The 11891-nt window shown below is 71.8% G+C and carries 10 protein-coding genes and 1 pseudogene; 8 read left to right on the forward strand and 3 right to left on the reverse strand.

The annotated features are described in order from the left end of the window. Positions 1 to 549 precede the first annotated feature (549 nt). Complete coding sequence (locus KUM32_RS21640; protein WP_217143583.1) at positions 550 to 2067, forward strand: glutamate--cysteine ligase; 1518 nt, start codon at positions 550 to 552, stop codon at positions 2065 to 2067. 99 nt (positions 2068 to 2166) lie between these two features. Further along, entirely contained in the window at positions 2167 to 3024 is an 858-nt protein-coding gene (locus KUM32_RS21645) for a CPBP family intramembrane glutamic endopeptidase (protein ID WP_217143584.1), read from the forward strand. Between the two features lie 62 nt (positions 3025 to 3086). On the opposite strand, the pseudogene KUM32_RS21650 reads toward KUM32_RS21645, so the two are convergent. Further along, a pseudogene (locus KUM32_RS21650) lies at positions 3087 to 3893 on the reverse strand (PhzF family phenazine biosynthesis protein); the annotation flags it as partial. A gap of 216 nt (positions 3894 to 4109) precedes the next feature. Next, the gene (locus tag KUM32_RS21655) at positions 4110 to 4904 is read right to left on the reverse strand and encodes a hypothetical protein (RefSeq protein ID WP_217143586.1); all 795 of its coding nucleotides are present in this window, start codon (positions 4902 to 4904) and stop codon (positions 4110 to 4112) included. Between the two features lie 431 nt (positions 4905 to 5335). On the opposite strand from KUM32_RS21655, the gene KUM32_RS21660 reads away from it, so the two are divergent. The 3 genes from KUM32_RS21660 (at position 5336) to KUM32_RS21670 (ending at position 7918) form a co-directional block, all read left to right on the forward strand. Next, entirely contained in the window at positions 5336 to 5989 is a 654-nt protein-coding gene (locus tag KUM32_RS21660; RefSeq protein ID WP_217143587.1) for a PadR family transcriptional regulator, read from the forward strand. A gap of 238 nt (positions 5990 to 6227) precedes the next feature. After that, a complete protein-coding gene (locus KUM32_RS21665) occupies positions 6228 to 6767 on the forward strand; it encodes a Clp protease N-terminal domain-containing protein (RefSeq protein WP_217143588.1) in 540 nt (179 codons plus the stop codon). A gap of 146 nt (positions 6768 to 6913) precedes the next feature. Further along, positions 6914 to 7918 (forward strand): DMT family transporter, encoded by a 1005-nt coding sequence (locus KUM32_RS21670; RefSeq protein ID WP_217143589.1) that lies wholly within the window; start codon positions 6914 to 6916, stop codon positions 7916 to 7918. Between the two features lie 367 nt (positions 7919 to 8285). Here KUM32_RS21670 and KUM32_RS21675 read toward each other — a convergent pair whose 3' ends face one another. Then, positions 8286 to 8975, reverse strand: coding sequence for a pyridoxamine 5'-phosphate oxidase family protein (locus KUM32_RS21675; RefSeq protein WP_217143590.1), 690 nt, complete (start codon positions 8973 to 8975; stop codon positions 8286 to 8288). A gap of 35 nt (positions 8976 to 9010) precedes the next feature. Between KUM32_RS21675 and KUM32_RS21680 the strand changes: the two genes are divergently transcribed. The 3 genes from KUM32_RS21680 (at position 9011) to KUM32_RS21690 (ending at position 11829) form a co-directional block, all read left to right on the forward strand. Further along, positions 9011 to 10342: an aminotransferase class I/II-fold pyridoxal phosphate-dependent enzyme gene (locus tag KUM32_RS21680; RefSeq protein WP_217143591.1), complete on the forward strand. Its 1332-nt coding sequence runs from the start codon at positions 9011 to 9013 to the stop codon at positions 10340 to 10342. A gap of 56 nt (positions 10343 to 10398) precedes the next feature. Next, on the forward strand, positions 10399 to 10647 hold the full coding sequence (locus KUM32_RS21685) for a hypothetical protein (RefSeq protein ID WP_217143717.1): 249 nt from the start codon (positions 10399 to 10401) through the stop codon (positions 10645 to 10647). 594 nt (positions 10648 to 11241) lie between these two features. Further along, a complete protein-coding gene (locus tag KUM32_RS21690) occupies positions 11242 to 11829 on the forward strand; it encodes a hypothetical protein (RefSeq protein ID WP_217143592.1) in 588 nt (195 codons plus the stop codon). Positions 11830 to 11891 lie beyond the last annotated feature (62 nt).

Here is an 11891-nt window from a genome sequence, read left to right on the forward strand (position 1 = left end):
GTCGCCTCTCATTCGAAGGCACGGTGGCGCGAGGGCGGAGCGGGCGGACGACGCTGTCGGCTCACGGGACGGGAGAGGCAGGGGCCGGGGTCCGAGAACCGAGAAGTGGGGGTGAGGCCTGCCGCGCGTCAGCTCGGCGGCAGGTTCCTTCGACCGTGGGCGCCGGTCTTCTGCCTTGTCCGCGGAGTTTATACGACATGTGTTCAGACTGTGTTTCAACTAGCGGATTCCGGCAAGCAGTACAAGGTCGCATTCGGCCGTCGATATGCGGGAAACATGCGGATTCCGAGCCGAGCGCGCGCCGGTGACCTCGGGAAATGCCTGCCCAGCGGTCGGCCAATTGTCGTCGGCGTTTTTCACGAGTTCCCGGCACCGGAAACTGCGGGAGGCGCCATGCCCAGTGAATGTGCCACCGGTCACATCGGTACAGACTAGCGGCTGCCGGCTTCCTGTGGGGACGTTATCGATCGCTTGGGCTGGGCATCATCCCACCTGACCGGTCACCGGCGGCCGGATCTTCAACCCACCGCTCCGAGAAGGGACGCTTCCATGGGGGAGAAGGTCGTGGCAGGTCAGTTCGACCTGTCCGATCGCCAGCGCTACCGCGAGAAGCTCCAGCGGTGCCTGACGGGACTGGAGCGACTTCTGGCGGAGAAGCGGTTCGACCGCCCGAAGAACCTGATGGGGCTGGAGATCGAATTGAATCTCGTCGGTCCCGACGGGATGCCGAAAATGTTGAATGCGCAAGTCCTCGAACGCATCGCGAGTCGCGACTTCCAAACGGAACTCGCCATGTTCAACCTGGAGGTCAACATCGCTCCCCACCGGCTGGGCGGCCGGGTTTTCGACCGCCTCGCCGAGGAGATCCGTACGTCACTGGCGTATGCGGACCGCAAGGCCGGCGAGGTCGACGCGGGAATCGCGATGATCGGCATCCTGCCGACCCTGGACCGGGACGACCTGGTCTCGTCCAATCTCTCCGCCGTCGACCGCTACGCCCTGCTCAACGAGCAGATCGTGGCCGCCCGCGGTGAGGACTTCACCCTGGACATCGAGGGCGTCGAGCGGCTGTCCTGCACCTCCAAGTCCATCGCGCCGGAGGCCGCCTGCACCTCGGTGCAACTGCATCTCCAGGTCACCCCGGACCGCTTCGCGGACGTGTGGAACGCGGCTCAGGCGGTCACGGCCGCGCAGATCGCCGTCGGCGCCAACGCGCCCTTCCTGTTCGGCCGCGAGCTGTGGCGCGAGTCGCGTCCCCCGCTGTTCCAGCAGTCCACCGACACCCGCCCGCCCGAGCTCCAGGCCCAGGGAGTCCGCCCGCGCACCTGGTTCGGCGAGCGGTGGGTGACCTCGGCGCACGACCTGTTCGAGGAGAACCGGCGCTACTTCCCGGCGCTGCTCCCGATCTGCGACGAGGAGGACCCGCTGGAGGTCCTGGACGCGGGCGGCGTGCCCTCGCTCTCCGAACTCGTCCTGCACAACGGCACGGTCTACCGCTGGAACCGCCCCGTCTACGACATCGCCGACGGCGTCCCCCACCTGCGCGTGGAGAACCGCGTCCTGCCCGCCGGCCCCACCGTCACCGACGTCATCGCCAACGCGGCCTTCTACTACGGCGTCGTGCGCGCGCTCGCCGAGGAGCCCCGGCCGGTGTGGAGCCGGCTGTCGTTCGCCGCCGCCGCCGCCAACTTCGACGCCGCCTGCCGCCACGGTATCGACGCGCGTTTCGAGTGGCCCCGGCGTGGCCGGCTGGGCGGCACCACCGAGGTGGACGCCGCCGTCCTCGTACGGGACGAACTGCTGCCGCTCGCCGAGGCCGGGCTGGACGCGTGGGGCGTGGAGCCCGCCGACCGGGACCTGTACCTCGGTGTGATCGAGGAGCGGTGCCGACGCCGCGTCAACGGCGCGTCGTGGCAGGCGGCCACGTTCCACCGGGCGCTCGAGGCGGGACTGTCCCGCGAGGCCGCGCTGGCCGCCACGACCCGCCGCTACTGCGAGCTCATGCACGACGGGGACCCGGTGCACCTGTGGCCCGTGGGGTTGCCGGAGCCGGTGCCGCTGGGCTGAGACCCCGGGGCCGGCCGGCGGCCGTCGGATCCGGCCCCGCCGCGCGACGCCTCATACTGATCGGGCAAGCTGGGACGCCCCAGTCGGAGGCAGGTGTGCATGGCGGAGGCGGGCCCGGTGGACGATTCGTTCTCTCAGCAGCCGATTCCCGGGAAGCCGGTTCCCCAGGAGTCCTTTTCCCCGGGGTCCCTTCCCCAGGCGCGGCTCCCGCGGCGGACCCTCCGCGGCGAGACGCTGCTCGTCCTGGCGCTCTCGCTCGGCGTGAGCGGGGTGTCCGCCCTGATCAGCTTCGTCGGCTCGGTGACCCGGCCCGGCGGGCTCAAGGACCAGGCGGCCACGCTCAACGCCTCTGCGGCGCCGGGTCGGCCCTGGCTCGACCTGGCCTGGCAGTTGTTCGGGATCACCACCGCCCTGGTTCCGGTCGCCCTCGTCGCGCACTTCCTGCTGCGTGAGGGAAGGAGCCTGCGCACGCTCGGCTTCGACCGCACCCGTCCGTGGCCGGACCTGGGCCGCGGGGCGGTCGTCGCCGCCGTCATCGGCAGCACCGGCATCGCCTTCTACCTGGCCGCCCGGGGACTCGGCTTCAACCTCACCGTGGTGCCCGAGGCACTGCCCGACGTGTGGTGGAAGTACCCCGTACTGATTCTCTCGGCGGTGCAGAACTCCGTCCTGGAGGAAGTCATCGTCGTCGGATACCTGCTGCGCCGGCTCGACCAGCTGGGGTGGAGCGCGGGCGCGTCGTTGGCGGCGAGTTCGGTGCTGCGCGGGTCCTACCACCTCTACCAGGGCATCGGCGGCTTCGTCGGCAACATGGTGATGGGCGTCGTGTTCGTCCACCTGTACCGCCGGTGGGGGCGGGTGGGCCCGCTGGTGGTGGCCCACTCGCTGCTCGACATCGGTGCCTTCGTGGGCTACGCGCTGCTGGCCGGGAAGGTGGACTGGCTGCCGACGGCCTGAAGGGGCGGGCGGGGGCCTTCCACGGGGCGCGTGTCCGTCGGCGCGTCCCCCGCGTCTGGCCGGGCCAGCAGTTCGCCCTCGATCACCGTCACCGCCCACCCGCTCAGCAGCGTGCGCTCGCCGCGCAGCTCCGTGCGGACGCGACCGGTCCGGGGCGATGCCTGGAGACCGGTGAGGTCGGGCCGGCCGAGGCGCGCGGCCCAGTAGGGGGCGAGGGCCGTGTGGGCGCTGCCCGTGACCGGGTCCTCGTCGACGCCCAGGTTCGGGAAGAAGCAGCGGGAGACGTAGTCGTAGCCCCGGGCGGGGTCCTCCGCGCGTGCGGTGGCGATGACTCCGCGCGCGGAGTGGGCGGCCAGCGCCTTGTGGTCCGGCCGCAGGCCGCGGACGGTCCGCTCGTCGGCGACCTCGACCAGCAGGTCCCCGACATCCGGCCCGGTGTCGAGGACGGCGTGGGGCTCGGCTCCCAGGGCCTCGGCGACGCCCGCCGGAGCCTCGACCGGGACGAGCGGTGCGGTCGGGAAGTCCAGGGTGATCGAACCGTCCTCGCGGGGGGTCGCGACGAGGACGCCGCTGCGGGTGGCGAACCGCACCGGGCCTCGGTGGGCGCCGGTGGTGTACAGGACGTGGGCCGTGGCGAGCGTCGCGTGGCCGCACATCGCGACCTCGGTGGCCGGGGTGAACCAGCGCAGCGCCCAGTCGGCCCCGGCCCCCTCGGGCAGGCGGTGGGCGAACGCGGTCTCGGCGTGGTTGACCTCCATGGCGACGCGCTGGAGCCGCTCGTCGTCCGGGAAGGCGTCGAGGAGCAGGACCCCGGCGGGGTTCCCGGCGAAGGGGCGGTCGGTGAAGGCGTCGACGATTCGGATGCGCATGCCCCCGACGTTAGACAGGCCCCGAAGCCGCAGGCCAAGGCCAATTCGAGGGTTCTGGACCGGGATCCGCGGGGGGACTGCCGCAACGGTGACCTGTGCCAGTGATCGTTGATCGATTGCCACTCAACGTTGATCAACGTTAGTTCGTGCCACCCAAGGTTGATCAGTGAAGGAGCCTGTCGGAGATCTTGACTGCTCGTACTGTTGTTCGTGCCGCTAAGTGGGGTCGGTCCCCAGCGTTTGGCGGGCGGCGGTGACCAGGGCGTCCCAGGCTTCTGCGTACCGGTCCCCGGCCTCGATGACGATGAGGGTCTGGTCCTCGTCGGGGAGGTAGGCGAGTAAATGGCGCTGCTCGAAGGTCAGTTCGCGGACATCTTCCAAGGCCCTCGCGGCTTCAGTACGCCAGCGCGCGAGGTCCTCGTGTGTCGTGTCGTCGACCGGGTGAGGCGCGGACGGCGTCGTCACGGCACGGTGTGCTCGACCGGCCGGTGAGTTGCGGCCCTGCGTGGCGGCAAGGCCGCGCAGGGCTGTATGCGCGCTGATGAGATCTCTGCCCCGGATGGATTGCTCAACGTGAAAAAACGTTCTGTCCTTTAGATCGGAGACCAGGGGGCGCATCTCGGCGGGTGCGCCGAGTTCGGCCTCGGCGTACGCGTAGAGGAAGGCGTGCCGCCGCTCCTCTACGTCGGCTTCAAGAGTCGGTCCGTCCACGGTGATCAGACTTCCAGCGACACGGACGTTCGCGCTCAATGCGTAGAGCCGATTCGCGCTCTCGTGGAGGGCGGCGGCTGCGCGGAGGTATTCGGCGAGAGTCGCCCAACGGCGTTCGATCATTGCTTGACGCGCCGTGGCGGTGGCGATGGTGGTAGCTGCGTCGCGTGCGGCTTGGGCTTGGTCGTGTCCGCCGCGGGCTTGGATGCGGGCGCCGAGGACCGTGCCGGCGAAGGTTCCGACGATGGTGCCGCCCACACCGATCGCACCGATCAGCGCGATGGCTATGTCGTTGTCCACGTGCTCAACCTCTCACGTGCACCTCCGGGTTGACCACGGCCTTCGGGTCCTACCAGGACCCTGAGAACCGCGCCCGAGTCCTGGAGAACTCGCGGCGCCTGAGCCCCGCCACCCAAGATCCCCCGGCAGAGTCTCTCAGCGGGCGTACAGGCAAGCGAGGGGACGTGGTGGGGGCACCTGTGGTGTGAAGGTCCGGAGGTGGGGCAGCGATCCGTAGGGCAACAACACGTAACGATCAGCCGTATCTGACGCAGGCAGCCAAGTGGTCAACCTTCGCTGACACAAAGCGGATTTGATCAACCTGCCCCGGCAATCGATCGCCGATCACTGACACAAGTCAAACGGGACGTCGGCAGGGGGTTGTCGACTGGTGTCTTCCGATATATCGTTGAGGCATCGCGTTAGGTCGGCGACTGAATGGAGCGATGGAGATGCGTACCCACGGATACGAGCGTGGACACGGCGGGCACGGCCACGGAGAGGGCGGCCCGTTCGGTCCCTTCGGCCGCGGCGGCTTCGACGGTCGGCGTGCGGCCTTCGGCCCCTTCGGGCCGGGCGGGCCGGGCGGACCCGGCGGACCCTTCGGGTCCGGCTTCGGCCACGGAGGCCCCTGGGGTGGCCGAGGGCGGGGAGGTCCCAGGGGGAGGGCGCGGCGCGGCGACGTGCGCGCGTCGATCCTGGCCCTGCTGAAGGATCGGCCGATGCACGGCTACGAGATGATCCAGGAGATCGCCGAGCGCAGCTCGGGGGCGTGGAAGCCCAGCCCCGGTTCGGTGTACCCCACCCTCCAGCTCCTGGAGGACGAGGGCCTGATCGTCAGTGAGAGCGAGGGCGGCAAGAAGCTCTTCGCGCTCACCGAGGCGGGCCGCACCGCGGCGGCGGAGGGGCCCGAGGCGCCCTGGGAGGAGGCCTCGCGAGGTGTCGACTGGGAGGCGCTGAACGACATCCGGCAGGCCGGCTTCGGACTGATGGAGGCTTTCGGCCAGGTCTGGAAGACCGGCAGCAAGGAGCAGCGCGAGAAGGCGCTCGCCGTCATCGGGGACGCCCGCAAGAAGATGTACCTGATCCTCGCCGACGAGGACTGACGAGGACTGGTGGGGGGAAGGGATCCCGGGTGTCCCTCGTGGCGGCGCCGGACCCTCGACGGCACCTTCGGGTTGACCGGGGTGGTGTGAGTCAAGGCGACGCGCGCCCGGCGGGGTGAAACGGCGTGATCTCATCCGTGAGGAGGAGATTTAGGGCGGCTGGGTCCACTCTGCGTGGGACGCGAAAATGCTCCCGTTCGGGGATGACCCGGCCCGACGGACCTGGTGAGCTGGGTGCGTGCAACCCCGTATCCCCCGGCAGTCGGCCGGCGAGCAAGACGGTCGGCGTCCGGACGGCACCGACGCCGGTGTCCGGTTCAGCGCGGAACTGGCCACAGTGGTCTCCGGCGCCCGCCGCCGTGCGGTGCGGGACGGGGACCGGCAGGTCGACACGGCCCACCTGCTGCACTCCCTCCTGGAGTACGACCCCGAGGCGCGGGCCGTGCTCGGTGACGGTCCGCAGGTCGCCCGGTTGCTCGGTTACCTCGTGCAGCGCAGCATCGGTTACGGCCTGCGCTGGCAGAGCGCCGTCGAGGACTCCGGCGCCCTTCCCGTGGTGACCGGCGTGACCGGGTTCTCGCCGCTCGCCGCCACGGCCATGGAGGACGCCTGCGCGCGCGCCCGCCGACGCGGGTGGGCGCAGGCCTGCGGCGTCGACCTGCTCGCCGCCCTCGTGTTGGACCCGCAGGCGCGGGCCGTCGAGGTGCTCGGCCGGGCCGCCGTGGACGCGCGGACGGTGCTCGCCCGCGCGGAGGACCACTTCGAGTCGACGCCCTGAGCCCGTGCCCTGGGCCGCTGTCCCGAGCCCACGCCCTGCGTCGACGCCCTGAGCCCGGTCGGCCCGGTTGCCGTCCGGGCCGGTGAGGTCCGGTCGGTGAGACAGGTGCCATCGGGGGTGACGGTCATGTCGTCCCCTGTCATCATGTGCCGGTGCATACGTCTGACAGCATTCGCGGCAGCCGTGCAAAGGGCACCGGGCTCGGCCTGGCGCTCGCGTCCGCGGTCGCCTTCGGAGGGTCCGGGGTCGCGGCCAAGCCGCTGATCGAGGCGGGACTCGACCCGCTCCACGTGGTCTGGCTGCGCGTGGCCGGCGCGGCCCTGGTGATGCTGCCGCTCGCCGTGCGCCACCGCGGGCTGGTGCGCCGCCGACCCGGACTGCTCGCCGGGTACGGACTGCTCGCCGTGGCCGGTGTCCAGGCCTGCTACTTCGCCGCCATCTCCCGCATCCCCGTCGGGGTCGCGCTGCTCGTCGAGTACCTGGCGCCCGCCCTGGTCCTCGGCTGGGTGCGCTTCGTGCAGCGACGGCCGGTGACGCGGGCCGCGGCGCTCGGTGTCGTCCTCGCGGTCGGCGGGCTCGCCTGCGTCGTGGAGGTCTGGTCGGGACTGGGCTTCGACGCCCTCGGACTGCTGCTCGCCCTCGGTGCCGCTTGCTGCCAGGTCGGCTACTTCGTCCTCTCCGACCAGGGCAGCGACGCGGGTGACGAGGCGCCCGACCCGCTCGGCGTCATCGCCTACGGGCTGCTCACCGGGGCCGCCGTGCTCACCGTCGTCGCGCGCCCCTGGTCGATGGACTGGTCCGTCCTCACCCGCACCGCCCCCATGAACGGCACACCCGTCGCCGCCGCCCTGCTGCTGGCGTGGATCGTGCTCATCGCCACGGTCCTCGCCTACGTCACCGGCATCGTCGCCGTGCGCCGCCTCTCGCCACAGGTCGCGGGCGTCGTGGCATGCCTCGAAGCGGTCATCGCCACCGTCCTGGCCTGGGTACTGCTCGGCGAGCACCTCTCCGCCCCGCAGATCGCCGGCGGCGTCGTGGTCCTGGTGGGCGCCTTCATCGCCCAGTCGTCCACGCCCGCGAAGGGTTCGCCGGACCCGGTGGCGAGCGGCGGGCCGGAAAGGGAGTTGTCCAGCCGGGGAACGGCGACCTAAGGCGCCGATCATGCATTCCGGCGCACTCGTCCTGCCGCCTCCGGCCGCCTGAGACGGGCCCCTGCGACGAGCCCGGCGCGCTACGCGGACGTCCGGAACGGCCCGGGAAGACCGGGCGCGGGGACCGCGTCTGCGGGCAGCAAGCGACCGGCCCGGCGGCACGCGGCCCTGGCCGGCACGCTGCTGATGCTCGGCGCCGTCGCGGGGCTCGCGGTGGCGGAGGCGCGGGAGGCCCGGACGCGACCGTCACCGGCGTGACGGGCGGCCTCGCGGTGGGCGAGGCCCCGCCCCCTTCACAGGTGATCGCGTGCCGCGTGGCGCCGCCACCCGGCGCAGGCGCGTGCTGCGATCCGGGGGTGGGCCGGCGTCACAGGGCCGCCAGGTAGCCGGGCAGCCCGGTGCCGGCGACCAGGTCCGGGTCGGCGACCGGGGCGTCGTAGCCCTTGCGCAGCGGGACGACGCCGGCCCAGTGCGGGAGGGCCAGGTCCTCGGGCTCGTCGTTCACGCCGCCGGTGCGGAGCTTGGCGGAGACCTCGTCCAGGTCGAGCCGGATCACGGCGGTGGCGGCCAGCTCCTTCTTGTTGGCCGGCCGGGAGTCCTGGGAGCGGCCGGGCACGACGTGGTCGACCAGGGCGTCCAGAGCCGTACGCCTCTCCTCGGGGTCCGTCACCTCGTACGCGGTGCCGTGCACCACCACCGACCGGTAGTTGATCGAGTGGTGGAAGGCCGACCGGGCCAGCACCAGCGCGTCCACGTGCGTCACCGTCAGGCAGACCGGCAGCCCGGGATCGGCGGCGCCCGTCATCCGCAGTGGGCGCGAACCCGTCGAGCCGTGTACGTACAGCCGCTCACCGACCCGGCCGTAGAGCGTCGGCAGCACGACGGGGGCACCGTCGCGGACGAAACCGAGGTGGCAGACGTAGCCCTCGTCGAGTATCGCGTGCACCAGTTCCTTGTCGTACGAGGCCCGGTCCGGGGAGCGGGTGGGGACGGTGCGGTCCGTGGGCGTGTAGGCGGTGGCGGCGGCCTGCGACGTCGTCCGCGTGGTCCCCTGCATGGCACTCTCCATTGTACTAGTGCATAATTGGCTTTGTGCTAGGAGAATATCTGATCACGGGGCGGGGCGCAGCGGAGATTTCCGCGAGCGTCGAGCGCGCGGTGGGGGCGGGGGAGCTGGAGCCGGGGCAGTCGCTGCCGCCCATGCGGGAGCTGGCCGAGCGACTGGGGGTGAACCCGAACACCGTCGCCGCCGCGTACCGCATCCTGCGGGAGCGCGGAGTCATCGAGACGGCCGGGCGCCGGGGCAGCCGGGTGCGGCCGAAGCCGGCCACCACCGGGCGTGACGTCATCCGGGCCGAGGTCCCGGAGGGCGTGCGTGACGTGTCCGCCGGCAATCCCGACCCTGCGCTGCTGCCCGCGCTGGGCCCGGCGTTCGCCGCCGCGGCCGAGCAGGGCGACCGGGAGCCGGTGCTGTACGGGGACGAACCGGTGGAGCCGGAGCTGATGCGGCTCGCCCGGGCCGAACTGGACGCCGACGGGGTCCCGGACGGGCCCGTGGCCGTCACGTCCGGCTCGCTGGACGCCATGGAGCGGGTGCTCGCGGCCCACCTCAAACCGGGCGACGCCGTCGCCGTCGAGGACCCGGGCTGGGGCAGTCTCCTCGACCTCGTCCCCGCGCTCGGCCTGCGCACGGTCGCCGTGGGTGTCGACGACGAGGGGCCGGCGCCCGAGGAGGTACGCCGCGCCCTGGCGGCCGGCGCCCGCGCCTTGGTCGTCACGGACCGCGCCCAGAACCCGACGGGCGCCGCGGTGAGCGCCACGCGCGCGCGTGCCCTGCGGTCCGTGCTGCGCGAGCATCCGAAGACGCTGCTGATCGAGGACGACCACGGCCACCGGATCGTCGACCTGCCCCTGCACCCGCTCGCGGGCGTGACACACACCTGGGCGTTCGTCCGCTCGGTCGCCAAGGCGTACGGCCCCGACCTGCGCCTCGCCGTGCTCACCGGGGACGCGGTCACGCTCGACCGGGTGCGCGGGCGGCAGCGGCTGGGCCCCGGGTGGGTCAGTCGCGTCGTCCAGCGGGCCGTGGTCCGGCTGTGGGCCGGCGACGCGGTGGACCCGCAGGTGGTGGCGGGGGCGTACGGGCGGCGACGCGAAGCGCTGCTCGGCGCGCTCGCCGAGCGCGGGGTCCCCGCCCATGGGCGCAGCGGCATGAACGTGTGGATTCCGGTGCCGGACGAGACCGGCGCCGTCGCCCGGCTGCTGCACGCCGGCTGGGCCGTGGCCCCCGGCGCCCTCTTCCGCCTGGGCACGCCGCCCGGCATCCGTCTCACCGTCTCGACACTGACGGAGGGGGACATCGGACCGCTGGCGGACGCGGTCGCGGAGGCGGTGAGGCCGGGGCCGGTGCGGAGCTATGCCTGACGCGTGACGATCCGTACGGTTCCGTCGGGCCGCGCGGGCGCACCAACCCCTACCTGATGGTCAGCCCTCTCACCGCACTGCACATCGATCGTCCGGCTGTCGGCATCGCCAATTTTTCATCGCTCCGCGACCGCATCGGCATCAACTTCACCCAGCTCCGACAGGACCGGTGTCTCGACGAAGCCCGAGAAACCGCCGACCCGGTCCGGCTGATGCGCCTGTTCGGGATCACCTCGCACACAGCGGTCCACTACGTCCGCACGGCTTACCCCGAGCGCTTCACCATCGACCCCGCCCAGGCATGAAGGGATACTCCCTGCCCTGCTCAGCTGCTGTTCAAGGCAGTGAGCACGTGGTCCAACTCATTCGGCATCACAGCAACAAGAACGGCGCCCTCTGGAGAGCTGCACTCGACAATTCTGGACCCACCGTTGATCTTCATCGCCTCGCGCCATGACGGTGACCGCACGCTGACCTGCCGCAGCCCGTCCGGGAGGGACACTGCGGCTCCGGCTTTGGTCCGTGGCTCCCAGCCCGTTCCAGAGGGGCCTACCAACAGCCGCCCCCGCAGCCATCGTCCTTCAAGCGAAGGATGTCGGAGCAGGCAGGGAATCTTGATCACATTTCCCTGAGCGGCACTGCCTGCCCGCTGCTTCACTCTGCGTCGGAACAACCACGCCGTCAGTCCTGCCGCTGCCAAGCCAACCACCAGTTCGATCACTGGAGCATTCAAGCAGCGCAGAACCTGAGTGCCCAGTCCTTCCAATGCCCGCCATTCCAGCGGGTTCGCTTCCAGTCGACCTTGAGAATCTCCGAACCCGCTGGTTTCCACCTGGCACCACCGGCACGTTCCGGTCCTGCTCGCCCGCTGGCTGCGACTGCAGGCTCGCCTGCTGCCCGTGGTGCTGACCGGCTACTCGGACGTCGCCGCCGTGGACCGGGCCGGTCTGGAGACCCTGCGCACCTCCGTACGGCGGGTCCACGAGGAGCTGACCGGGGCCGTCGGCAAGCTGGCGCACGAGCCCCTGAGCCACCGGGGGCGCTGGTCCGAAGCCGAACTCGCGCGGCTCATGGCGGGCGTCAACGACCTCCACCACGCCACGGCGCTGCTCGCCGAGCACCTGCCGGACCGCGAGGACGACGTGGTGCCCGAACTGACCGAGTTCGCCGCACCGGTGGGCGATCACCTCACCGCGCTCTCCCACGCGGCCGACGGGGGAGAGCCCGTACGCCCGGGAGCGCTGCGCGACGTCTTCGACCGGCTCGCCGCGTCCAGTGGGCTGGCCCGGCTCGGCGACCCCGGGTCGGCCGACGGCGTCTCGCACGTCCGGGCGCGGGCACTCAGCTCGTGCCTGGGACTGGTCACCGCGATCGAGACCCTGACCGGGGAGCTCGACGCGGCGGCGGCCCGCCGGTCCGTGGGGCCGGCGACGGCCCGGCCCCACGGGCGCGGCCGGGCGCGGCACGCGTGGGGGACGGCCGCGTAGGCGGCGGTCCCTCTCCACGCCGGCACCTGCACGGACCGGCCGGCCCCCGCCGGCGTCGACCG

The organism is Streptomyces sp. AC627_RSS907 (assembly GCF_019049165.1).

Excerpts from the sequence above, each read along its gene's own strand:
- KUM32_RS21640 (WP_217143583.1), top strand. The coding sequence starts at position 550 with ATGGGGGAGAAGGTCGTGGCAGGTCAGTTCGACCTGTCCGATCGCCAG.
- KUM32_RS21645 (WP_217143584.1), top strand. The coding sequence starts at position 2,167 with ATGGCGGAGGCGGGCCCGGTGGACGATTCGTTCTCTCAGCAGCCGATT.
- KUM32_RS21660 (WP_217143587.1), top strand. The coding sequence starts at position 5,336 with ATGCGTACCCACGGATACGAGCGTGGACACGGCGGGCACGGCCACGGA.
- KUM32_RS21675 (WP_217143590.1), bottom strand. The coding sequence starts at position 8,975 with ATGCAGGGGACCACGCGGACGACGTCGCAGGCCGCCGCCACCGCCTAC.
- KUM32_RS21685 (WP_217143717.1), top strand. The coding sequence starts at position 10,399 with ATGGTCAGCCCTCTCACCGCACTGCACATCGATCGTCCGGCTGTCGGC.